At 65.7% G+C, this 18,720-nt stretch carries 23 protein-coding genes; 16 read left to right on the forward strand and 7 right to left on the reverse strand.

Going from position 1 to position 18,720, the window contains the following annotated elements; genetic code table 11:
- The first annotated feature begins 7 nt into the window (after positions 1-7).
- The 8 genes from ACJ7Z0_RS16250 to ACJ7Z0_RS16285 all read left to right on the forward strand — a co-directional run bounded on the left by ACJ7Z0_RS16250 (position 8) and on the right by ACJ7Z0_RS16285 (position 7,870).
- Positions 8-895, forward strand: a complete 888-nt coding sequence (locus ACJ7Z0_RS16250) for a transglutaminase-like domain-containing protein (protein ID WP_434790637.1) — start codon at positions 8-10, stop codon at positions 893-895.
- A 181-nt stretch (positions 896-1,076) separates the two neighbouring features.
- A complete protein-coding gene (mnmG, locus tag ACJ7Z0_RS16255) occupies positions 1,077-3,035 on the forward strand; it encodes a tRNA uridine-5-carboxymethylaminomethyl(34) synthesis enzyme MnmG (protein WP_434790638.1) in 1,959 nt (652 codons plus the stop codon).
- Positions 3,032-3,673, forward strand: coding sequence for a 16S rRNA (guanine(527)-N(7))-methyltransferase RsmG (gene rsmG / locus ACJ7Z0_RS16260; protein ID WP_434790639.1), 642 nt, complete (start codon positions 3,032-3,034; stop codon positions 3,671-3,673). Before mnmG ends, rsmG begins: the two co-directional genes overlap by 4 nt.
- Positions 3,674-3,787: 114 nt before the next feature.
- The gene (locus tag ACJ7Z0_RS16265; protein WP_434790640.1) at positions 3,788-4,402 is read left to right on the forward strand and encodes a LysE family transporter; all 615 of its coding nucleotides are present in this window, start codon (positions 3,788-3,790) and stop codon (positions 4,400-4,402) included.
- Between the two features lie 7 nt (positions 4,403-4,409).
- Positions 4,410-5,324, forward strand: a complete 915-nt coding sequence (locus ACJ7Z0_RS16270; protein ID WP_431126125.1) for a ParA family protein — start codon at positions 4,410-4,412, stop codon at positions 5,322-5,324.
- A gap of 40 nt (positions 5,325-5,364) precedes the next feature.
- Positions 5,365-5,916, forward strand: a complete 552-nt coding sequence (locus ACJ7Z0_RS16275; RefSeq protein WP_434790641.1) for an RBBP9/YdeN family alpha/beta hydrolase — start codon at positions 5,365-5,367, stop codon at positions 5,914-5,916.
- Positions 5,916-6,863 carry a ParB/RepB/Spo0J family partition protein gene (locus tag ACJ7Z0_RS16280; RefSeq protein ID WP_434790642.1) on the forward strand — a complete coding sequence of 316 codons (948 nt, stop codon included), beginning with the start codon at positions 5,916-5,918 and terminating at the stop codon, positions 6,861-6,863. Before ACJ7Z0_RS16275 ends, ACJ7Z0_RS16280 begins: the two co-directional genes overlap by 1 nt.
- Positions 6,864-6,970: 107 nt before the next feature.
- On the forward strand, positions 6,971-7,870 hold the full coding sequence (locus tag ACJ7Z0_RS16285) for a CsgG/HfaB family protein (protein WP_434790643.1): 900 nt from the start codon (positions 6,971-6,973) through the stop codon (positions 7,868-7,870).
- Positions 7,871-7,955: 85 nt separating this feature from the next.
- Here the strand turns inward: ACJ7Z0_RS16285 and ACJ7Z0_RS16290 are convergent, their stop codons facing one another.
- Positions 7,956-9,380 (reverse strand): FAD-binding oxidoreductase, encoded by a 1,425-nt coding sequence (locus tag ACJ7Z0_RS16290; RefSeq protein WP_434790644.1) that lies wholly within the window; start codon positions 9,378-9,380, stop codon positions 7,956-7,958.
- Between the two features lie 83 nt (positions 9,381-9,463).
- Between ACJ7Z0_RS16290 and ACJ7Z0_RS16295 the strand changes: the two genes are divergently transcribed.
- The 4 genes from ACJ7Z0_RS16295 to ACJ7Z0_RS16310 all read left to right on the forward strand — a co-directional run bounded on the left by ACJ7Z0_RS16295 (position 9,464) and on the right by ACJ7Z0_RS16310 (position 11,803).
- A complete protein-coding gene (locus ACJ7Z0_RS16295; protein ID WP_434790645.1) occupies positions 9,464-9,964 on the forward strand; it encodes a DinB family protein in 501 nt (166 codons plus the stop codon).
- A 22-nt stretch (positions 9,965-9,986) separates the two neighbouring features.
- Entirely contained in the window at positions 9,987-10,598 is a 612-nt protein-coding gene (locus ACJ7Z0_RS16300; protein WP_434790646.1) for a cob(I)yrinic acid a,c-diamide adenosyltransferase, read from the forward strand.
- Positions 10,595-10,960: a hypothetical protein gene (locus ACJ7Z0_RS16305; RefSeq protein ID WP_055807146.1), complete on the forward strand. Its 366-nt coding sequence runs from the start codon at positions 10,595-10,597 to the stop codon at positions 10,958-10,960. The genes ACJ7Z0_RS16300 and ACJ7Z0_RS16305 overlap by 4 nt, the downstream gene beginning before the upstream one ends.
- Before the next feature lie 309 nt (positions 10,961-11,269).
- Positions 11,270-11,803, forward strand: a complete 534-nt coding sequence (locus ACJ7Z0_RS16310) for a class IV adenylate cyclase (protein WP_434790647.1) — start codon at positions 11,270-11,272, stop codon at positions 11,801-11,803.
- A gap of 6 nt (positions 11,804-11,809) precedes the next feature.
- On the opposite strand, the gene ACJ7Z0_RS16315 is transcribed toward ACJ7Z0_RS16310, so the two are convergent.
- Together ACJ7Z0_RS16315 and ACJ7Z0_RS16320 are read right to left on the reverse strand one after the other, a co-directional pair.
- Entirely contained in the window at positions 11,810-12,448 is a 639-nt protein-coding gene (locus ACJ7Z0_RS16315) for a GDSL-type esterase/lipase family protein (protein ID WP_434790648.1), read from the reverse strand.
- Positions 12,449-12,492: 44 nt separating this feature from the next.
- Positions 12,493-12,921, reverse strand: coding sequence for a winged helix-turn-helix transcriptional regulator (locus tag ACJ7Z0_RS16320; RefSeq protein ID WP_434790649.1), 429 nt, complete (start codon positions 12,919-12,921; stop codon positions 12,493-12,495).
- A 115-nt stretch (positions 12,922-13,036) separates the two neighbouring features.
- On the opposite strand from ACJ7Z0_RS16320, the gene ACJ7Z0_RS16325 reads away from it, so the two are divergent.
- Both ACJ7Z0_RS16325 and ACJ7Z0_RS16330 read left to right on the forward strand, forming a co-directional pair.
- The gene (locus tag ACJ7Z0_RS16325) at positions 13,037-13,627 is read left to right on the forward strand and encodes a dihydrofolate reductase family protein (RefSeq protein ID WP_434790650.1); all 591 of its coding nucleotides are present in this window, start codon (positions 13,037-13,039) and stop codon (positions 13,625-13,627) included.
- A gap of 122 nt (positions 13,628-13,749) precedes the next feature.
- Positions 13,750-14,211 (forward strand): RcnB family protein, encoded by a 462-nt coding sequence (locus ACJ7Z0_RS16330; protein WP_431126103.1) that lies wholly within the window; start codon positions 13,750-13,752, stop codon positions 14,209-14,211.
- A 97-nt stretch (positions 14,212-14,308) separates the two neighbouring features.
- Here the strand turns inward: ACJ7Z0_RS16330 and ACJ7Z0_RS16335 are convergent, their stop codons facing one another.
- Positions 14,309-14,569 (reverse strand): hypothetical protein, encoded by a 261-nt coding sequence (locus ACJ7Z0_RS16335; RefSeq protein ID WP_369653944.1) that lies wholly within the window; start codon positions 14,567-14,569, stop codon positions 14,309-14,311.
- A gap of 114 nt (positions 14,570-14,683) precedes the next feature.
- Positions 14,684-15,628, reverse strand: coding sequence for a CysB family HTH-type transcriptional regulator (locus ACJ7Z0_RS16340; protein ID WP_434790651.1), 945 nt, complete (start codon positions 15,626-15,628; stop codon positions 14,684-14,686).
- A gap of 182 nt (positions 15,629-15,810) precedes the next feature.
- Here ACJ7Z0_RS16340 and ACJ7Z0_RS16345 point away from each other — a divergent pair, with 182 nt between their 5' ends.
- Together ACJ7Z0_RS16345 and ACJ7Z0_RS16350 are read left to right on the forward strand one after the other, a co-directional pair.
- Positions 15,811-16,413 (forward strand): TetR/AcrR family transcriptional regulator, encoded by a 603-nt coding sequence (locus ACJ7Z0_RS16345; protein WP_434790652.1) that lies wholly within the window; start codon positions 15,811-15,813, stop codon positions 16,411-16,413.
- 207 nt (positions 16,414-16,620) lie between these two features.
- Complete coding sequence (locus ACJ7Z0_RS16350; protein ID WP_434790653.1) at positions 16,621-17,541, forward strand: alpha/beta fold hydrolase; 921 nt, start codon at positions 16,621-16,623, stop codon at positions 17,539-17,541.
- A gap of 51 nt (positions 17,542-17,592) precedes the next feature.
- Here ACJ7Z0_RS16350 and minE read toward each other — a convergent pair whose 3' ends face one another.
- Complete coding sequence (gene minE / locus ACJ7Z0_RS16355) at positions 17,593-17,871, reverse strand: cell division topological specificity factor MinE (protein ID WP_354397075.1); 279 nt, start codon at positions 17,869-17,871, stop codon at positions 17,593-17,595.
- A gap of 3 nt (positions 17,872-17,874) precedes the next feature.
- Positions 17,875-18,690 carry a septum site-determining protein MinD gene (gene minD / locus ACJ7Z0_RS16360; RefSeq protein WP_055807861.1) on the reverse strand — a complete coding sequence of 272 codons (816 nt, stop codon included), beginning with the start codon at positions 18,688-18,690 and terminating at the stop codon, positions 17,875-17,877.
- Positions 18,691-18,720: the final 30 nt, after the last annotated feature.

Below are 18,720 nucleotides of genomic sequence, written 5' to 3' on the forward strand. Positions count from 1 at the left end.
GGCGCCCATGCACATCTCACACATCGAGGCAGAACTGCGTTACGAGGTCCGGGCGCCCGCGCACATGCTGCTCAACATCGAGGCCTCGCAAGCTGGCGCGCAGGCCGTCATCAGCGAGATGCTGACCATCGAACCGCCGACCGAAGTGCGGCTTTACTGCGACGGTTCCAGCGGCAACCGCTTTGCGCGTTTCGATGCGCAGCCGGGGCCGCTACGGATCAGCTACAGGGCGAGCGTGCAGCGCAGGCAGATCGACGTACCACTCGACCTCGCCGAGGTGCCGGTCAACCAGGTGCCGGATGAAATCCTTCACTACATGTTGCCGTCGCGTTACTGCGAGTCGGACCTGATGTCGCGTTGCGCGCAGCAGCTTTTTGGCGATCTGCCGCCCGGCATCGGCCGGGTGCAGGCGATCGTCGACTGGATTCACGAGAGCATTGCCTATGAACCGGGCAGCAGCGATTCGACGACCACGGCGCGCGAGGTGTTCGTGGAACGCGCGGGTGTGTGCCGCGACCTTGCGCACCTGGGCATCACCTTTTGCCGTGCGCTCAACATCCCGGCCCGGCTGGTGGTGGGCTACGTCTGGTTCGACGAGCCGCCGCAGGATTTTCACGCCGTGTTCGAAGCCTGGCTCGGCGGGCAATGGGTGTTGTTCGATCCGACACGCATGGCCCCGGTCGACCGGCTGGTGCGCGTGGGCACCGGGCGCGACGCCAAGGACGTGGCCTTCTGCACGATCTTCGGCGCCGTGACCATGACGGGCAAAGACATCGGGGTGCGCGAAGTGCAGGACGAAAGCGTGGCTCCCGCCGCGGCACCGCAGCCTACCGGCGCGATCATGGGCATCGAAAAACCCGTGCCCGTGGTGGAGCTGGCGGCTTCGGCTGGCTGAAAGTACCGTCAGTGCTGAATAGTTTGCTATGAATAACGTAGCATTCTATTCAATTTCATGGGACGAATCGGAGGGCTGGGGTCTTTGATCCCGGTTGCCCTTATTCCCGGCGCAAAAGGGTACCCCCGATTAAAATTGGTGCCCCCTTTGCGCAGCGCACGCGTCAGTGCGCCCCTCTCTCATGCTGTATCCCGAAGAATTTGATGTCATCGTCGTCGGCGGTGGCCATGCCGGCACCGAGGCCGCGCTGGCGGCTGCCCGCATGGGCGCCAAGACGCTGCTGCTGTCCCACAACATCGAGACGCTGGGGCAGATGAGCTGCAACCCGTCGATCGGCGGCATCGGCAAGGGCCATCTGGTGAAAGAGGTCGATGCGCTGGGCGGCGCCATGGCCATCGCCACCGACGAGGCGGGCATCCAGTTTCGCATTCTCAATTCGAGCAAGGGCCCGGCCGTGCGCGCGACCCGTGCGCAGGCCGACCGCGTGCTGTACAAGGCCGCGATCCGCCGCCGGCTGGAAAACCAGCCAAACCTCAGCCTGTTCCAGCAAGCGGTCGACGACCTGATGGTGGAGGGCGACCGGGTGGTGGGCGCCGTCACTCAGGTGGGCATCGCCTTTCGGGCCCGCACCGTGGTGCTCACGGCCGGGACTTTTCTCGACGGCCGCATCCATGTGGGCCTCGACAACTACCAGGCCGGGCGCGCGGGCGATCCGCCGGCCATCAGCCTGTCGGCACGGCTCAAGGAATTGAAGCTGCCGCAAGGGCGCCTGAAGACCGGCACGCCGCCGCGCCTCGACGGCCGGACCATCGATTTCTCGAAGTGCACCGAGCAGCCGGGCGACGGCATGCCGGGTGGGGCAGGGCCGATGCCGGTGTTCAGCTTCATGGGCCGGGCCGACATGCATCCGCAGCAAATGGCCTGCTGGATCACCCACACCAATGCACGCACCCACGACATCATCCGCTCCGGCTTCGACCGCAGCCCGATGTTCACCGGCAAGATCGACGGCGTTGGTCCGCGCTACTGCCCGAGCGTGGAGGACAAGATCAACCGTTTTGCCGACAAGGAAAGCCACCAGATCTTTCTGGAGCCCGAAGGCCTGACGACCAACGAGTACTACCCCAACGGGATCTCCACCAGCCTGCCGTTCGACATTCAGTACCAGCTGGTGCGCTCGATGCCCGGGCTGGAGAACGCCCACATCCTGCGGCCGGGCTATGCCATCGAGTACGACTACTTCGATCCACGCGAGCTCAAGAGCAGCTTCGAGACCCGGTCGGTCAAGGGGCTGTTCTTTGCCGGGCAGATCAACGGCACCACCGGTTACGAAGAGGCGGCGGCCCAGGGCTTGTTTGCCGGCATCAACGCTGCGCTGCAATGCCGAGGCGAAGAGGCGTGGTTGCCGCGCCGAGATGAAGCCTATCTGGGCGTGTTGGTCGACGACCTGATCACCAAGGGCGTGACCGAGCCCTACCGCATGTTCACCAGCCGGGCCGAGTTTCGACTGCAGCTGCGCGAGGACAACGCCGACATGCGCCTGACCGAAGCAGGGCGCAAGCTCGGCCTGGTCGACGACGCGCGGTGGGATGCTTTCAGCCGAAAGCGCGATGTTGTTTCACGTGAAACAGAACGCCTCAAATCTATCTGGGTGAATCCGCGCAATCTGCCGGCGGCTGAGTCGGAGCGGGTGCTCGGCAAGGCCATCGAGCACGAATACAACCTCGCCGACCTGTTGCGCCGGCCGGACGTGAACTATCAAACACTGATGTCGCTGGACGGCGGAAAGTACAGCGCGGCCATTGCGCTGAACGAAACCGAAATCGAGCAGATCGAGATCTCGGCCAAGTACTCGGGTTACATCGAACGCCAGCACGACGAAGTCGAGCGTGCCGCTCACTTCGAAAACCTGCGCATGCCGCCCGACTTCGACTACGGCCAGGTTAAGGCACTGAGCTTCGAGGTCCGGCAGAAGCTGGACAAGCACCGGCCCGAAACGCTGGGGCTTGCTTCACGTATCTCGGGCGTGACGCCCGCAGCCATTTCCTTGCTCATGATTCATTTGCGAAAAGGCGGTCACAAGGCTTTCGACCGCGATGCCACCGCTGAAGCCCCAGTCGAACCGCAATCCGCCCAATGAACGCGCCCATCGATACGCTGCGCCAAGGCGCGGCAGCCCTGGGCCTCGCCTTGTCCGATACCCAGGCGGAGCAGTTGCTGTCATATGGCACGCTGATGCTCAAGTGGAACAAGGTCTACAACCTCACGGCGCTGCGCGACGCCGCGAGCGTGCTCACGCATCATCTGCTCGACAGTCTGGCGGCCGTACCGCCGTTGCAGCGCGAGTGGGCGGGGAAGGGCAGGCTGCTGGACGTGGGCTCGGGCGGCGGCCTGCCGGGCGTGGTGATTGCCATCATGCGGCCGGATCTCCAGGTCAGCTGCCTCGATGCGGTCGCCAAGAAAGCAGCCTTCGTGCAGCAAGTGGCGGCCGAACTCGAGTTGCCCAACCTGCGCGGATTGCACGCACGCGTCGAATCGCTCGCCGGCAGCTATGAAGTCATCAGCTCCCGCGCCTTTGCTTCCTTGCCAGATTTCTTCAATGGATCCGCCCATCTGCTGGCGCCCGGTGGCGTCTGGCTGGCCATGAAAGGCAAAGTGCCGACCGAGGAACTGGCCGTGTTACCTGTCGGTATCGCAGTGTTTCACGTGGAACAATTGACTGTTCCTGGCCTGGATGCGGAGCGCTGCATCGTCTGGGCACGCGAAGAAGTCGCCTGACCGGGCAAAAAAGAAGCGCCTACGCCAGCGAAAGCCGGCGGCAGAGGGTGATCGCAGGGGCCGCCTCGCTTAGACTCGACGCCTCCCCCTGGCTCTCTTTTCCGAGGCAAATCCATGTTCGGCATCGCTGACTACGGCGCATTCGTCGCCGCCATCGTCCTCTTTCTACTGATTCCCGGTCCGGGCAACCTCGCGTTGATCACCTCGACCAGCAAAGGCGGGATTCGTGGCGGATTGGCAGCAACGCTGGGCGTGATCATCGGCGATCAATTTCTCATGTGGGCTGCGGTGGCCGGCGTGGCTGCCATCCTGGCTGCGTACCCGGCAGCGTTCAAGGCCGTGCAATGGCTGGGCGCGGCTTACCTTGCCTGGTTGGGCGCCAAGATGCTGCTGGCCAAGCCCGGTGCAGGCCCGATCCTCAACATCCGCCCCAGCCATTTCCTGCGCCAGGCGCTGGCGATCACCTTGCTGAATCCCAAGGCCATCGTGTTCTACATGGCGTTCTTCCCGCTGTTCGTCGACCCGGCACGCCACCAGGGCGTGGTCACCTTCGGCGCCATGGCTGTGACGATTGCAGCGCTGACCTTCCTGTACGGCCTGAGCTCGACGCTGCTGACGCACTTTCTGGCGGAACGCATTCGCGCCAATCCGCGCATTTCGGGCGTGCTCGAAAAGCTCGCGGGCGTTTTCCTGATTGCCTTCGGCGTCAAGCTCGCCATTTCCCGCTGATTCCCGTATGGCCAAGATTTTCTGTATTGCCAACCAAAAGGGCGGCGTCGGCAAGACCACCACCACCGTCAACCTTGCAGCCGGCCTGGCCAAGGTCGGCCAGCGGGTGCTGATGATCGACCTCGATCCCCAGGGCAATGCCACCATGGGTTCGGGCATCGACAAGCGCCAGCTGGAACTCACGGTGTACGACGTGCTGCTCGAGTCGGCTTCCGTGGCCGAGGCGCGCGTCAAGGCCGACAAACTCGTGGAGGGCGGCTGCGGCTATGACGTGCTCGGCGCAAACCGGGAACTGGCCGGTGCCGAGGTCGAAATGGTGGCACTCGACCGCCGCGAAAAGCGCCTGCGCACCGCGCTGGCTGCGGTGGGCGCCGAGTACGACTTCGTGTTGATTGACTGCCCGCCGAGCCTGAGCCTGCTCACGCTCAATGGCCTGTGCGCCGCGCATGGCGTGATCGTGCCGATGCAATGCGAGTACTTCGCGCTCGAGGGGCTCACGGACCTGGTCAACACCATCAAGCAGGTGCACGCCAACCTCAACAAGAACCTGCAGATCATCGGCCTGCTGCGCGTGATGTTCGATCCGCGCATCACGCTGCAGCAGCAGGTGAGCGAGCAGCTCAAGGCCCACTTCGGCGACAAGGTGTTCGACACGGTCATTCCGCGCAATGTGCGGCTGGCCGAGGCGCCGAGCTACGGCCTGCCTGGCGTGGTGTTCGACCCGGCCGCCCGTGGCAGCCAGGCCTTCGTTGCCTTTGCCAGGGAACTGGTCGAAAAGTTGCCGCCCGCCAGCGCCTTTGCATCGAATGCGGTCGCGCCGCCGATTGCGCCGGTCGCGGCCGGCGCGCCCAACCTGGCCATTCCCGAAGACGTGCTGGCCCCGGCGGCCGCACCCGATTCCACCAGCGAAAAAAGCCTCTGACGCGGTCCATCATGGACCTGCGCCAACAAGTTTCCAGCAGATGACGACGACGACTCCCCGCATCCTCTTGCTGCCGGGCTGGCAGAACAGCGGCCCCGGCCATTGGCAGACGCGGTGGGAATCCGCGTACGGCGACCGCCGCGTCGAGCAGCACGAGTGGATGCGCCCGCTGCGGGGTGACTGGTCCGCACGGCTCGAGGAAGAAGTGCTTGCCGCACCCGGCCCGGTCGTGTTTGCCGCGCACAGCCTGGGCTGCATCCTCGTCGCCGCCTGGGCCGCGCATTCGCGCAACACGCACAGGGTGCGCGGCGCCCTGCTGGTCGCGCCCGGCGACCTGGAGCGCGACGACCTGCGCCAGCTCATTCCGGGCTGGGCTCCCATCGTGCGGCAGCCATTGCCATTCCCGGCGGTGCTGATCGCCGCCAACAACGATCCCTACTGCGACGCCGCGCGCTCGCGCCAGCTGGCGGCCGACTGGCGCGCGCGCTTCGTCGACGCCGGCCCGGGCGGTCACCTGAATGCCGAGTCCGGCCTGGGCGACTGGCCCGAGGGCCGGAAACTATTGAACGAAATCTCGAAAGACAAGCACTGATGGCGACCAAGAAACCCAAGGGCCTCGGGCGCGGCCTCGAAGCACTGCTCGGCCCGACGGCCGGGCATTCCGTCGACAACGCAGGAACGGAAGAGGGCGCCGCCGCGCAGAACCCCACCACGCTGATGCTCGACCAGATGGTGGCGGGCGTTTACCAGCCGCGCACCCGCATGGACGAAGGCGCGCTGTACGAGCTCGCCGAGAGCATCAAGGCGCAGGGCATCATGCAGCCGATCCTGGTGCGCCGGCTCGATGGCGAATCGGCCGAGGCCAAGAACGCCGAGTTCGAAATCATCGCCGGCGAGCGCCGCTTCCGCGCCGCCCGTCTCGCGGGCCTCGACCGCGTGCCGGTGCTGGTGCGCGACGTGCCCAACGAGGCCGCGGCGGCCATGTCGCTGATCGAGAACATCCAGCGCGAAGACTTGAACCCGCTTGAAGAAGCCCAGGGCTTGCAACGCCTGGTTTCGGAGTTTGGGCTCACTCACGAATTGGCCGCGCAGGCGGTGGGTCGTTCGCGCAGCGCCGCCAGCAATCTGCTGCGGCTGTTGAACCTGGCGGAGCCGGCGCAGCAGATGCTGATGGCCGGCGACATCGACATGGGCCACGCCCGCGCGCTGCTGTCGCTGGACCGCGGCACGCAGATTACCGCTGCCAACCAGATCGCCGCCAAGAAGATGTCGGTGCGCGAGGCCGAGGCGCTGGTGAAGCGGCTCGCGGCCGAGTTCACGCTCACGCCTTCGCGCCGCAGCAACGATGGCGAGAAGTCGCGCGACCTGCAGCGCGTGGAAGAAGAGCTGGCCGACCTGCTCACCGCCGAGGTCGAGGTCCGCATCAAGAAGCGCAGCAAGCGCGGCGGCAAGGTCGAGGAGAGCGGTGAGCTCGCCATCCACTTCGGCTCCATCGAGGCACTCAACGGATTGATCGAACGCATCCGCCGAACGGCCTAGTTGCTGAGCTGTCCCTCGGACGTTTGCTTGATTGATTCTTGCAATCTTTTACGCGTATCCTCGCCGGGCACATCAACCCAGATCTCGAGGAGAGGGAGTCCGCCATCATGAGGTTCACTAGTACAAGGTTTCCATTCGCGGCCGTGGCTGCGGGTGCGCTGCTGCTGGCCGGCTGCGCCACCACGGACATGCAAATGGGCAGCCAGTCGGCCAAGACCATGGCCACCGGCAGCGCGGCAGGTTCGGCCACCGCCGGCGAAAGCAGCCAGCTCGAGCGCTGCGAGTCGCCGCTCGGCACCGTCTCGCTGATCGAGAACGTGAATTCCGGCTGGTACACCATCCTCACCGGCGAATACCGCCTGCCGCCCACGGCCAACCTGCTGCGCCTGCTGGTGCAGCAATCGAACTGCTTCGTGGTGGTCGAGCGCGGCGCGGCCGGCATGAACGCCATGACGCGCGAGCGCGCGCTGCAGCAGTCGGGTGAGATGCGCGGCGGCAGCAACTTCGGCCGCGGCCAGATGGTGGCCTCCGATTACGGCCTCTCGCCCGAGATCGTGTTCAGCAACAGCGATGCCGGCGGCATTGGCGGTGCGCTGGGCGGCCTGGTGGGCGGCGGTCGCGGCCGGGCCCTGGCGGCCGTCGGTGGCAGCATGCAGACCAAGGAAGCCAGCGCGCTGCTCACGCTCATCGACAACCGCTCGGGCGTGCAGGTCGCGGCTTCGGAAGGCAGCGCCTCCAAGACCGACTTCGGCGCCTTCGGCTCGGTGTTTGGCAGCCGTGCGGCCGGCGGGCTCGGCGGCTACACCAACACGGCGCAAGGCAAGGTGATTGCCGCGGCGTTCATGGACGCCTTCAACCAGATGGTTCGCTCGCTGCGCAACTACAAGGCGCAAACCGTGCGCGGCCAGGGCCTTGGCGGCGGCGGCCGGCTGGGCGTGGACGGCGGCGCGGCCCCGTCGCAAACCTACGTGCCGCCGGAGCAGGCACCCGCCCGCCGTCGCAAGTAAGTAAGCAAGACGCGCGGGCCAGCCGCAAAAAAGCCCGGGGCTCTCGCGAGCAGCCGGGCTTTTCATCGGGCCCGAACGCGCCGGATCAGAGCGCGAAGATCTTGCCGGGATTCATGATGTTCTTCGGGTCGAGCGCGCGCTTGATCGTGCGCATCATGTCGATCGCGCCCACGCCGGCTTCCGTCACCAGGAAGTCCATCTTGTGCAGCCCCACGCCGTGCTCGCCGGTGCAGGTGCCCTCCAGCGCCAGCGCGCGGCTCACGAGCGCATGGTTCAGCTCCTCGGCCTTCACGCGCTCTTCGGGAATGTTCGGGTCCAGCAGGTAGCCGAAGTGGAAATTGCCGTCGCCCACGTGGCCGACCAGGAAGTAGGGGATGCCGCTCGCATCGGCCTCGGCCACCGAGTCGAGCAGGCAATCGGCCAGGCGCGAAATGGGCACGCAGGTGTCGGTCGAGATCACCCGGCAGCCGGGGCGCGACTGCACGGCCGCAAAGTAGGCGTTGTGCCGTGCGGTCCACAGGCGCGTACGCTCTTCCGGCGTGCTGGCCCATTCGAAGGCGTTGCCGCCGTGGCCGCTGGCGAGCTCCTGCACCGTCTCGGCCTGCTCCTTCACGCCGGCGGGCGAGCCATGGAATTCCATCAGCAGCAGCGGCTCTTCGCGCAGGCCCAGCTTGGCGTAGGCGTTCACCATGCGCACCGTGTTCACGTCGATCAGTTCGACCCGCGCGATCGGCACGCCGAGCTGGATGGTCTCGATGGTGGTGCGCACCGCGGCCTCGATGCTCGGGAACGAGCAGATTGCGGCGGACACCGCCTCGGGCAGCGGGTAGATGCGCAGCGTGACCTCTGTGACCACGCCCAGCGTGCCTTCGCTGCCCACCATGAGGCGCGTGAGGTCGTAGCCCGCGGACGATTTTTTCGCGCGCGTGCCGGTGCGGATGACTTCGCCCGCGGCGGTCACGACTTCGAGCGCCAGCACGTTCTCGCGCATGGTGCCGTAGCGCACGGCGTTCGTGCCGCTCGCCCGCGTGGCCGTCATGCCGCCGATGGAGGCGTCAGCGCCCGGGTCGATGGGGAAGAACAGGCCCGTGCTCTTGATGTCGTCGTTGAGCTGCTTGCGCGTGACGCCGGGCTGCACCGTGACCGTGAGGTCGTCGGCATTGACCGACAGCACCTTGTTCATGCGCGACACGTCGATGCTGATGCCGCCCTGTACGGCGAGCAGATGGCCTTCGAGCGATGAGCCCACGCCGAAGGGAATGACCGGTACGCTGTGCTCGCTCGCGAGCTTCACGGCGTCGGCCACGTCTTGCGTGCTCTCGGCAAAGACCACGGCCGAAGGGGGCGGGGCGTCGAACGAGGACTCGTCGCGCCCATGCTGCGTGCGCACCGCCATGGCCGTGGAGCAGTTGGCGCCGAAGCGTGCTTTCAGGCCCTCGATCAGGCTGTCGGGCACGTCGCGCAGATGAAGCGCCGGCATCAGGTGCGAGGTTTGGGTCGGTGCGTTCATCGGGCGTCTCCTGGAGGGGGTGAGGGCGGGGCTCTGTGCGGCCATTTTACGGAGCGAGCACCATAATGCGCGTCAGCAGAACCATGAACCCTACGACCCTCAACACACTCGCGGCGTTTCCGTCGCAACTCGCCGCCCACTATGCGGCCATTCCCGTTGCATTCCGGCATTGGGCGCCCCCCTCGTGGGAGGGCGTTCCGAGCGAGGCCTTCACGGCCATCGAGCAGCTCTGCCATGTGCGCGACATCGAGATCGAGGGCTATCACGTCCGCTTTCGCCGCACGCTGGAAGAGCGCAATCCCACGTTGGCTTCGATCGACAGCGAGCCGCTCGCCATTGCGCGCGCCTACGGCATGGCCGACGCGGCCAAGGTGCTGGCCGAGTTCAAGATCGCGCGCGCGCAGACCATGGAAATCATCTCGAAGCTGAGCGATGCGCAACTTGCGCGCACCGCCGTGTTCGAGGGCTACGGACCGCTCACCATGCGCAGCCTCATCCACTACCTCTGCAGCCACGACCAGCAGCATCTGGCGGGCCTGCAATGGCTGGCCGGCAAGATCGACGCGTCGACCATCCTGCGATAAAACAGGCACAACAGGAGCGCCCATGGGCAACCGACTTTCCCAGATCGCCACCCGCACCGGCGACGACGGCACCACCGGCCTGGGCGACAACACGCGCGTGCCCAAGGACCACCTGCGCGTGCACGCCATGGGCGACGTGGACGAGCTCAACTCGCAGATCGGCGTGCTGCTCTGCGAGCCCATGCCGGAGCCCGTGCGCGAGCTGCTCGTCGACGTGCAGCACCAGCTCTTCAACCTGGGCGGCGAGCTTTCAATGCCAGGCTACACGCTGCTGAAGGCCGACGCGCTGCTTCAACTGGACAACGCGCTGGCCGAGCACAACGCCGCCTTGCCGCGCCTGGCCGAATTCATCCTGCCCGCGGGCACGCGCGCGGCCTCGCTCGCGCATGTGTGCCGAACGGTGGCGCGGCGGGCCGAGCGCGCGGTAGTGGCTCTCGGCGCCACGGCGGAACTCAATGATGCGCTGCGGCAATATCTCAACCGGCTCAGCGATCTGCTTTTCGTGCTTGCGCGCGTGCTCAACCGGATGAACGGCGGCGACGACGTCTACTGGAAGAGCGAACGCATGGCGCGAGTTGCCGCAGAAGCATCGGATGCCGACCAGCCTGACGACAAGGAAGGAAGCCCCTCATGACCAAGAAGATGCCTGCTCATTCATTCGCGCTGGCTGCTGCGAGCGCCGCGCTCCTGCTGCTGTCCGCCACTGCCGTTCACGCCCAGAGCGCCGACAACCCACCCAAGGTCCAGCCCGCGCACACCCTCCCGCCGCCGCCGCGTGACAGCAAGGTCGTGAACAGCGTGCAGCGCGGCACCAACGCCGCCGGCCGGGGCATCGACCGCGCCGAAGACGCCACGCGGCGCGGTGTCAACAACGTTTCGGAAAAGGCCAGTCGGCCGGTGCGCAGGGTGGGCGAGTCCTTTGGCCGCAAGCTCGCGCCCGGCTCCAGCGGCCGCACTGCGCCGCCGCCGGTGGGGCCGCAAGGCAACGCGCCCTGATCGTCATCAGGGCGCGATCCCGCCGACGGGGTACCTTTCTCCGCGAATGTCCCCCGGCCTGCGGCCTCCTCCTTTATTTCGCTGCGCAAGGCACCCCATCGACGGGATCGTTATTCAGAGGGGTTGTTGATCGGCGGTACACCAGCAGCGTGCCCTGGTGCACAGGGCGCCGGGTACTCCCCGCAGCGAAACAAAGGAGGAGCTGCGGGAGCAGAAGGCGGGGGACATTCGCGGAGGGGAGTACCCGGTGGCCTGCGCACGCGTCCCGAACACAAGCAAGCCACAACACGCAGCGACAGACCAACCGAGATGGCAAGAAACATAGAGATCAAGGCCCGCATCGACAGCGTGGAACGCGTGGCGCTCATCGCCGCGAAACTGGCCGAATCGGGCCCGATCGAAATCGCGCAGGACGACACGTTCTTTCGCTGCGAGAACAGCGCCGATCGCCTCAAGCTGCGCACCTTCGCGCCCGACCATGCGGAGCTGATCTTCTACCGCCGCGCGAACAGCAGCGGCCCGAAAGAGTCGTTCTATCTGATCTCACCCACCACCACGCCCGACACCCTGCGCGAGTCGCTCACGCTGGCCTGGGGCCAGACCGGCCGTGTGCGCAAGCAGCGTCGGCTCTTCATCGTGGGCCGCACGCGCGTGCACCTTGACCGCGTGGAAGGCCTGGGCGAATTCCTCGAACTCGAGGTGATGCTGAAAGAGGGCGAGCCCGCCGAAGAGGGCGTAGCCGAAGCGCATGCGCTCATGGCGCAGCTGGGCATTGCGACCGACCAGCTGGTGCAGGGCGCCTACGTCGACCTGCTGCGCGCCGCCGTTGCTGCTGCTGCTTGAGTCTCATCAGCGCCAGCCCGCGGCCTTGAGCTGGTCCGCGAGCTGCTGCGCAACCTTGGCATAGCCCTTGGCGTTGGCATGGATGCGGTCGGAGCGCAGCGAGGCGTCCGACAGCACGCTCGAATACACATTGGCGACGAGCAGCGCCTGCCCCGACTTCGCGACCTCGTCGTAGAACGGCGCATCGCTGAGCGATCCGACAGCCGCGCGCATCGCATCGGGCGAGGGCGTGGCCAGCAGCGCGACATGGGGCGTGTGCGCACGCGCCTGGCTCACGAGGGCCGCAAGGTTGTCGCGCGTGGCAGAGGGCGACACGCCGCGCAGCATGTCGTTGCCGCCGATGCCGATCAGGATCGCGTCGTAGCTGCCCGCCGCCAGCAGCGACGGCAGGCGCTCCAGCGCCCCGGCCGAGGTGTCGCCATTGATGCCCGCGTTGTCGATCTGCCAGCCGGTGAGTTCGCCCAGTTTCACGGGCCAGGCCGCCTCGGGCGGCGCGCCGTAGCCGAAGGTCAGGCTGTCGCCCAGCGCGAGCACGCGGGCGTCGGATTTCAATGCGGCGGCGGAGGGCTTGCGCTTGCCACACGCGGCCAGCGCGGCGGCTGCGGACATGCCGGCCAGCAGGTGGAAAAGGTGTCGTCGCTTCATGCTGGGCGCGAGCTTAAACGCATTCAATGAAGCAAGCGCCGGGCTCAGCCCTTGCGCGCGGCGGCGTGCGTCTTGCGCAGCTCGGCCTGCATCTGCTTCCAGAGCACCGGCCCTCCTTTTTCCATGGCGGCCGCGGCCGCTGCGCTCTCGCGCGTGACCGGCTGGTGCTTGCGCCCCCAGATGCCGATCTGCGCCACCACCGGCAGCAGGTCGATGCCCATCGGTGTCAGGCTGTAGATGGCCTTCTGCTTGTGCGTGGGGTCGTCGGCCTTGTGGAGCACGCCGTGCTCCACGAGCTTGCCCAGGCGCTCGGTGAGGATGTTGGAGGAGATGCCTTCGTCGGATTGCAGGAATTCCCTGAAGTGCCGCTTGCCCGCAAACATCATGTCGCGAACGATGAGCAGGCTCCAGCGGTCGCCGAAGACCTCGAGCGATAGATTGATCGGGCACAGGGATCTCTGCTGGTTTGCCATCGTCGATATTGCTCTCTTATTGAAACTGCTTGCATTTTCGTACCAGTACTCCAATACTTCAACCGGTTGCAAATCAAGAGCAGTTATCCGGCATGCACCGGCGAAGGAGAACCGCATGAGAAAGCTCGTTCTGCAAATGCAGATGTCGGTCGATGGCTGCGTTGCAGCTGCCAACCCCGGCCTCGACTGGCAGCTTTGGGGGTGGGGTGACCGTTGGGGCTGGGACGACGCGCTCAAGCAATATTTCAACGAGGTCTTCGAATCGGTCGACACCATTCTGCTGAGCCGCAAGATCATCGAGGAGGGCTATCTCGACCACTGGGGCCGGGTCGCGAGAAGCCACCCCGCCGATTCGAACTACGCCTTCGCGCGGAAGGTGGTCGATGCACGGAAGGTCGTGCTCACCGGCAAGCTGAAGACATCGCGATGGCCGCGCACCGACATTGCGAACCGAAGCATGGCCGACGAGGTGAATGCGCTCAAGCAGCAGGCGGGCGCGAACATCCTCTGCATCGGCGGCGCCGGCTTTGCATCGTCGCTCGTCGCCGAGGGGCTCGTCGACGAGTTTCAGTTCTTCGTGAATCCGACCGCCGTTGGCGGCGGGCGCTCGGTGTTTCACGACCAGCGCAACGGCCACAAGTTGCGCTTGCTTGGCTCCAGGGCCTACGAATGCGGTGTCGTGGTCAACCGCTACGCGCCAAATTGAAGGACAACGCGCCGCGCCGATACCAGCGCTTACCTGATTTCACCTGACGGCGACCTGATGTGCTCCGGGCAGACACAAGCGCCACTGAGAATGGACTCGTCATCAACACGAAGGAGTTCCAGATGATCATCAATTCAAAGAGCATGGCCGTCGCTGCTGCGGCGCTCGCGATGTGCATGGCAGCGGGAAGCGCCTTCGCGCAAGACCGTGGCGGCCATGATCGCGATCGGGGCCATGACCGCGGCAACGATCACGGCAACGGCCGCTACGAACAACAGGACCGCCGATTCGACCGGCACGACAACCGGTATGGCGACCGGCATGGCGACCGCTACAGCCGCGAAGACTACCGGCCCGGCCGCCAGTTCGATCGCCGCGGCTACCCCCAGCCGCATGCCGAATGGCGCCGCGGCGGGCGTGTGCCCCATGAGTACCGTGGCCGCAACTACGTGGTGAACGACTACCGCGCCTACCAGCTACAGGCGCCTCCTCGCGGCTATCAGTGGGTGGGCGTGGGCGGCGACTACGTGCTCGCCGCCATTGCCACCGGTCTGATCGCGCAGATCATCGTGGGCAACCAGTAAAGGCAAAGAGCGCGGCACGCCGCGCGCACAGCTTCATTCAAGACCGTCGCAGGGCTTCCTGCGGCGGTCTTTGTTTTTTTGAGAGGGAGTGAAACCCTCAGGCTGCTACGGTGGGCAGCGACTGGGCGCAAACATTGCGCCCGGTGATGGTGAGCCGCAAACCACCGCCGTGCCATTCGAGCCAGTTAAGGCTCACATACGCATCGATGTCGGCGTCGTCGATGCGGTCCGCCTGGCGGCTTTGCAGCAGTTCGACGGTGGCGGGCAGTGCCCGTCTGAGCCGCTCGCGCCGTTCGGCGGCGTCGGCGGCCTTCTGGGCGGCCTTGGTTTGCTGTTGCTGCTGCGGGGTCGATGCCATTGCTGATCCGTTCCGGGAAGCCAAGGAATTAATCCGAATGTACGCTCCCTGTGTGAAGCAGCCAGCTTCTTTTTTAAACCTGTGTCGGCAAGCGTTGAATCCGTTGCGCCGGCGCTAGATTTCGTAGTGCGAGCCCTTCGCTTCATCGCCCAGAGCCTTTTCGACCACGCTGCGCGTCAAGGTCGGTGCAAACGACTCGATGAACGAGTAGACGTACTTGCGCAGGTAATTGCCGCGCCGTACCGCCAGCTTGGTCAGGTTGATGCCGAACAGCCGACCCGCGTCGAGTGCGCGCAGCTGCGTGTCGCGCTCAGCCTCGTAGGCCACACCGGCGACGATGCCCACGCCCATGCCCAATTGCACGTAGGTCTTGATCACGTCGGCGTCCATGGCCGCGAGGACGATGTGCGGTATGAGCCCGCGCTGCGCAAACGCCTCGTCGATGCGCGAGCGGCCGGTAAAGCCGGTGTCGTAAGTGATGAGCGGATGGCGCGTGAGCGCCTCGAGCGTCAGCGGCGCATCGAGCAGCGCATGGCCCGGCGGCACCACCACAGAGTGCGTCCAGCGGTAGCAGGGCAGGGCCACCAGCTGCGGATAGTCGCCCAGCGCCTCGGTTGCAATGCCTACGTCGGCCTCACCGTCGATCAGCATCTGCGCGATCTGCTTGGGCGAGCCCTGGTGCAGGTGCAGCTTCACGTTGGGAAACTGCGCGCGAAATTCCTGCACCGCCACCGGCATGGCGTAGCGCGCCTGCGAATGCGTGGCCGCCACCGAGAGCAGCCCGCTTTGCTGCGCCACGAACTCCTGCCCCGCCTGCCTCAGGTTGCTGCTTTCCATCAGCATGCGTTCGATGATCGGCAGCACGTGGCCGCCCGGCTCGGTGAGTCCGGTGAGTCGCTTGCCGGCTCGCACGAAAAGCTCGATGCCGAGTTCCTCCTCCAGCTCGCGGATCTGCCGGCTCACGCCCGGTTGGGAGGTGTGCAGGGTATGAGCGACCTCGGTCAGGTTGAAGCCGCAACGAACGGCCTCGCGTACCGAGCGCAGTTGTTGGAAGTTCATCTGGCGCGAAGGATCGGAAGGAGAAGGCCCGGACTGGCCGAGCGGCGATTCTCGGCACAAGTGCTTATGCGGGGAACGATGCGTTTGTTGGTTTCACATGAGCAAATCATCTGTGCCGCACCGACTGGAGTGCCTCTGCCAGTGCATTTGAAATTTCGCACGACTGTGCTAAAGTCTGAATCATGGACGCCAAGACCCAGAAAAGCGAACTCACCCGCACCGCCATCGTCGGCGCGGCGATGGACCTCGCGCTGACCGAAGGCCTGGACGCCATCACGCTCCAGGCCGTGGCCAGCCGCTTGGCGCTCTCCAAAAGCGGCGTGTTCTCGCGCGTGGGTTCGCGCGAGGCACTGCAGAAGGCCGTGATCGAAGAGTACGGCCGTCGCTTCCTGGCCGACGTGTTCGTGCCGGCCATGCAAAAGCCCAAGGGCCTGGCGCGGCTCAACGATATCGTCGACCGCTGGATAGCGCGCACCCGCGACATCGAAGCCGAAACCGGCTGCATCTACATGGCCGGCGCCTTCGAGTATGACGACCGCGAAGGCGAGCTGCGCGACCTGCTGCTCGCCGAGATCACGCGCTGGCGCGCCGCCCTGCGCCGCACCGTGCTGCAGGCCATCGAGTCCGGCGAGCTGCGCGCCGACACCGACGCCGCGCAGGTCGTCAGCGAACTCAACGGCCTCATCATGGGCTTGCTGCATGACGCGCGCTTTTTGCGCGACGCCCAAGCCGCCGACCGCGCCAAGCAGACCTGGCAGCGGCTTCTTTCCAGCTACCGCGCCTGAGCCACGGGCGCACAGGTTTCATTCGTCTTTCTTTGTTCTAATTTCGCACAGTCGTGCGATAAAAAGGAGAAGCACCATGCTGATCATTGCCCTCTGCCTTGTCGTCTACCTGGGCGCCATCGGCGCCGAAGCCGCTCGGGAGGCATTGCGCAGCCTGCCGCGCAGCAATGAAGACTGGGTCTGGTACTGAATCGACGGAGCCATTGCATGCCGAGCAGCACCACCACCTCCGCGGCCACGCACGCCGCGCAGTCGAACTACTACCGCCCCAGCCGTGTAATGCGCACACTGCGTTTCGCCCTGACCACCGCGCAGCGCCTGTGGCCTGCATTGGGAGTGCGCGCCGCGTACCGGCTCTTCGGCACGCCGCTGCCGCCCAAGTGGCTCTACCGCGGGCAGGCGCCCGGCACCGATTGGCGTCGCGAAGCTTGGGCCTTCGAGAACGCGAGCCTCGGCCTCTATCACCTTGCCACGCAGGATTCGGGCGCGGAATCGGCACCCATCGTGCTGCTGGTGCATGGCTGGGGCGGGCATGCCGGTCAGATGCTGGCGTTGGCCAAGGTGTTGGCCGATGAAGGCCTTCGGCCCGTGCTGCTCGAGCTGCCGGCTCATGGCCGCAGCGCGGGTATCATGAGCAACTCGCCGCAGTTCGCCCGTGCCATCGCCTATGTGGTGGCAAGGCTCGCGGCCGACGGTTATGCCCTCCGCGCAGTGGTGGCGCATTCGATGGGCGCCAACGCCCTCGGGTTGGCCGCCGCGCAGGGCCTCCGCGCCGAGCGGCTGGTGCTGCTCGCGCCACCGGCTTCGGCGCGCGAATTCACGCGCTACTTCGCGCACACGTTCGGGCTGAGCGAAGCGACGCGGCTCGCAATGCAACGGCTGTTCGAAGCGCGCGAAGGCCTCCTGATGGCGCAGCTGGAGCCGCCGGCTGTCGGTCCGCGCATCGTGCAGCCGACGTTGATCGTGCATGACCGCGATGATCGCGTGAACCGCTTTGCCGACGCGGAGGCCTACCGCGATGCGATCAAGGGGGCGCGGCTCGTGGCCACGGAGGGGCTGGGGCACCGCCGCATCCTCAAGGAAGAGGCCGTGCTGCGGCAGGTGGCGCGCTTCGTGGCGCAGCCTTGAGCTGAGCCCTGAACTGAAACGGGAGGGCTGCGCCGCCCCCCGCGTGTTCGATCAGCGTGCCGGCGAGGGCGCCGGGTCGGGCAGTTCGATCTTGATGTCGAGCACTTCGAGGTCGTCCTGCTTTTCCAGGTGAACCTTGATGTCCTCGGCATTGATCTTCACGTATTTCGAGATCACCGCCATCAGCTCGCGCTGGAGGTCGGGCAGGTAGTCGGGGCGCTTCTTGCCGCTGAGGCTGGACCGCTCGTGCGCGAGGATGATCTGCAGCCGCTCCTTGGCGACGCTGGCCGTCTTCTTCTTTTCGCCGAGCAGGAACGAGAAAAAGGACATGGCCTACTTGCCTCCGAAAATTCGCTTGAAGAAGCCAGGCTTTTCCGCATCGACGAAGCGCATCGGCTTGTCTTCGCCCAAGAAGCGCGCCACCACGTCGCTGTAGGCCTTGGCCACGTCGGTTTCCTTGTCGTGGATGGCAGGCACACCCTGGTTGGACGCCTGCAGCACGCTTTCGGATTCGGGAATGACGCCGATCAGCTTGATGCGCAGGATGTCCTGGATGTCTTCCAGCGAGAGCATCTGGCCGCCGGCCACGCGGTTGGGGTTGTAGCGGGTGATCAGCAGGTGCTCCTTGATGGGGTCGCCGCCTTCCTTCGCCCGCTTGGTCTTGCTGCTCAGCATGCCCAGGATGCGGTCGGAGTCGCGCACCGAGGATACCTCGGGGTTGGTCACCACGAGTGCCTCATCGGCAAAGTGCATGGCCATCATCGCGCCGGTCTCGATGCCCGCGGGCGAATCGCAGACGATGTAGTCGAAGTCCATCGCGGCCAGGTCGGTCAGCACCTTTTCGACGCCCTCTTGCGTCAGGGCTTCCTTGTCGCGCGTTTGCGAGGCCGCCAGCACGAACAGGTTGTCGCACTGCTTGTCCTTGATGAGCGCCTGGCTCAGGTTGGCTTCGCCCTGGATCACGTTGATCAGGTCGTACACCACGCGGCGTTCGCAGCCCATGATGAGGTCGAGGTTGCGCAGGCCCACGTCGAAGTCGATCACCGCCGTCTTCTTGCCGGCGAGCGCAAGGCCCGACGCGAAGCTGGCGCTCGTCGTGGTCTTTCCGACGCCGCCCTTGCCTGAGGTCACCACCACAATTTTGGCCATTGCCATTCCTTCTTGTTTCGATTCGGTTGT

The organism is Variovorax palleresanus (assembly GCF_051144945.1).
GTDB classification, from domain to species: Bacteria; Pseudomonadota; Gammaproteobacteria; order Burkholderiales; family Burkholderiaceae_C; genus Variovorax; species Variovorax paradoxus_S.